Here is a 2,772-nt window from a genome sequence, read left to right as displayed (position 1 = left end):
GCCGCGGGCCGTGGGCCCGGCTTGACCGATGAGCCTGCCGACGCGGCGGCCGGGCTGGCGACCTTGGCAGGCGCGCCGTTACCGGATGCCTTCTGCGGCGCGGACTTGGCGCCGAACGATTCGCGCAAGCGACGCGCGACGGGGGCTTCGACAGTCGACGACGCCGACTTGACGAACTCGCCCTGGTCTTTCAGTTTTGCGAGGAGTTCCTTGCTGGTGACACCGAGTTCCTTCGCCAACTCGTGTACGCGGGCCTTACCTGCCACTACATCTCCATCTCTAGAGGCGATGGCGGTGGTAGGCGCCGCGCCTCGGGTTAGCTATGACACATGGTCATCGGGACTTCACGGTGTGCTCATTTTTCTCGCTACCTGTTCTGTCGACCGGGCGTCCGAGTGCCCCGAGATCTCCTCGACGTACTCGGTCACCGCGGTGAGGTCCGGTGAACCGGTGATCCGCAGCGCTCGCACGAACGCTCGCCGCCGGATTGCTGCGTGTAGGCACTGCGGATCGGGATGCAGCCATGCACCCCGCCCAGGCAGATTACCCGCCGTGTCGACGGTCGCGGCGCACTCGCCGTTCCCGCCGACTGCGACCACTCGGAGCAGTTCGACAGCCAGCTCTCGCTTCCGGCACCCCACACAGGTCCGCACCGGCCCGACCGGTAGGTCGGCGGTGCGCCCCCGTTGGGACACCGGAGTCTCGCGCTGGATCACGGCTGAGTCTACCGCCACGGACCCGTTGCGCCGAAACCGTGGTCCGGGCGTGGGTTTCTGCGAGCGCTCAGGCGTCCCGAGCCGCTCCGTGCGTCGCACCCCGTCCGGACTGCGCAGGCCCGGCCGGGCCGGTCGGGCCGGTCGGTGCGGCGTCGCTGCGGATGTCGATACGCCAGCCGGTGAGCCGCGCGGCCAGGCGGGCGTTCTGGCCCTCCTTGCCGATCGCCAACGACAGCTGGTAGTCGGGCACCACCACGCGCGCGGCACGGGCACTCTCGTCGATCACCGAGACCGACACCACCTTGGCGGGCGACAGCGCGTTGGCGACGAAGCGCGCGGGGTCGTCGTCGTGGTCGATGATGTCGATCTTCTCCCCCGACAACTCGCTCATCACGTTGCGCACCCGCTGACCCATCGGCCCGATGCACGCACCCTTGGCGTTGAGGCCCGGCACCCGGGACGCGACGGCGATCTTCGAGCGGTGGCCGGCCTCCCTGGCCACCGCGACGATCTCGACCGATCCGTCGTTGATCTCCGGCACCTCGAGCGAGAACAGCTTGCGCACCAGGTTCGGGTGGGTTCGCGACAGCGTGATCAACGGCTCACGGGCGCCGCGCGAGACGCCCACGACGTAGCAGCGAAGCCGGTCCCCGTGCTCATAGCTCTCGCCGGGCACCTGCTCGGCGGCCGGGATCACCCCTTCGGAGCCCTTGGTCTCGCTGCCCATCCGGACGACCACCAGCCCGCGGGCGTTCGCGCGGGCGTCGCGCTGGATCACCCCGCCGACGATGTCACCCTCGCGGGCGGAGAACTCCCCGTAGTTCTTCTCGTTCTCGGCGTCGCGGAGGCGCTGCAGGATCACCTGACGTGCGGTCGTCGCGGCGATGCGGCCGAATCCCTCTGGGGTGTCGTCCCACTCGTGCACCACGTTGCCGTCGGCGTCGGTCTGGCGGGCGATCACCTTCACCACGCCGGTCTTCCGGTCGATGTCGATGTGGGCGTCGGGTTCGTGGCCCTCGGTGTGCCGGTAGGCGGTGAGCAACGCCGACTTGATGGTGTCGACCACGACGTCGACCGTGATGCCCTTGTCCGCCTCGATGGCATGTAGGGCCGCCATGTCGATGTTCATTCCACACCCTCCTTCCGGGGTTGTCCCGCCAGTTCCAGCTCACGCGAATTGGGAGCCGAGAATTCGACTTGCACAACAGCTTTGGTGATCCCGTCGAGCGGCAGCTCGCGTACCGACAGGGTGGGTCTGTTGCCTTCGCGGACGATCAGCCGCACCAGGCCGCCCGCGGTCTCGCCGAGCCGGCCGGTCACCTGGGACCCATCGGCCAGCGTCACCTCGACCTTGCGGCCCTGCGCGCGCCGGAAGTGCTTCTCGGCGACCAGGGGGCGCTCCACCCCGCGTGAGGTGACCTCCAGGACGTATTCGGCGTCGGCACCGTGACCGGTGTCGGGGTCGAGACGGTCGAGCAGCTCGGAGGCCGTGCGCGAGAGGTCGGCGATCGCGTCGAGGCTCACACCACCGTCGGCGTCGGCGATGACGGTGATCCGTGGCGGCCGGGTCGAACCGTCGATCACCACGTCTTCGATCTCGTAACCGGCGCGCGCGAACTCGCCGTCGAGGACGGCGATCACCTGCTCCTGCGTCGGTAACCCGGACGATCGTGGGTCGGGCGCCACGGCGAGCTCCTCGTCTTGAGTTGTCCGGACACGACTCCCCGGGCTCGGCCGCCCGTCGAGGCGTCACCTCGAACCCCAGGAATCGACCTTCCACGATACGCCAGCCCGCCGTGCGCACGCGCGAAACGGCAGCGCAGGCGGCCCGCGGGGCTGCCGCCGGCCCGTCGGGGCACCACGCTCGTCGGCGTCGAGCGCCCAGGAGGGGCAATGGCAGGATGTTGCTCGTGCCGAGCGTCAATCCAGTCGTCAGCAGGCGACGCGTGCTGGTGGGCGCGGCCACCCTCACCCTGCTGGGAGCCGCCTCCGCCGCCTGTGGGACGCCGCCTCCGCCGCCCGAGGTCGACGAGTTGATCGCGCAGATCGACCGGGC

General features: G+C 69.7%; 4 protein-coding genes. All 4 read right to left on the bottom strand.

From position 1 onward, the window contains the following. On the bottom strand, nucleotides 1-266 hold a 266-nt coding region (locus tag Q2100_RS30745), incomplete at its 3' end, for a translation initiation factor IF-2 N-terminal domain-containing protein (RefSeq protein ID WP_302917058.1). A 78-nt stretch (nucleotides 267-344) separates the two neighbouring features. Next, nucleotides 345-599: a YlxR family protein gene (locus Q2100_RS30740; protein WP_407667733.1), complete on the bottom strand. Its 255-nt coding sequence runs from the start codon at nucleotides 597-599 to the stop codon at nucleotides 345-347. A 184-nt stretch (nucleotides 600-783) separates the two neighbouring features. Next, complete coding sequence (gene nusA / locus Q2100_RS30735) at nucleotides 784-1,845, bottom strand: transcription termination factor NusA (RefSeq protein WP_264014575.1); 1,062 nt, start codon at nucleotides 1,843-1,845, stop codon at nucleotides 784-786. Next, on the bottom strand, nucleotides 1,842-2,402 hold the full coding sequence (rimP, locus tag Q2100_RS30730; RefSeq protein WP_302917056.1) for a ribosome maturation factor RimP: 561 nt from the start codon (nucleotides 2,400-2,402) through the stop codon (nucleotides 1,842-1,844). Before rimP ends, nusA begins: the two co-directional genes overlap by 4 nt. Nucleotides 2,403-2,772: the final 370 nt, after the last annotated feature.

It is taken from the genome of Mycolicibacterium arseniciresistens (assembly GCF_030519285.1).
Classification (GTDB): Bacteria; Actinomycetota; Actinomycetes; order Mycobacteriales; family Mycobacteriaceae; genus Mycobacterium; species Mycobacterium arseniciresistens.
The sequence above is the reverse complement of the archived record's forward strand: the minus strand, read 5'-3'. Positions and strand labels throughout refer to the sequence as shown.

What these genes read in the sequence shown, in the direction of transcription:
- nusA (WP_264014575.1), bottom strand. Translation starts at nt 1,845, where the DNA reads ATGAACATCGACATGGCGGCCCTACATGCCATCGAGGCGGACAAGGGC.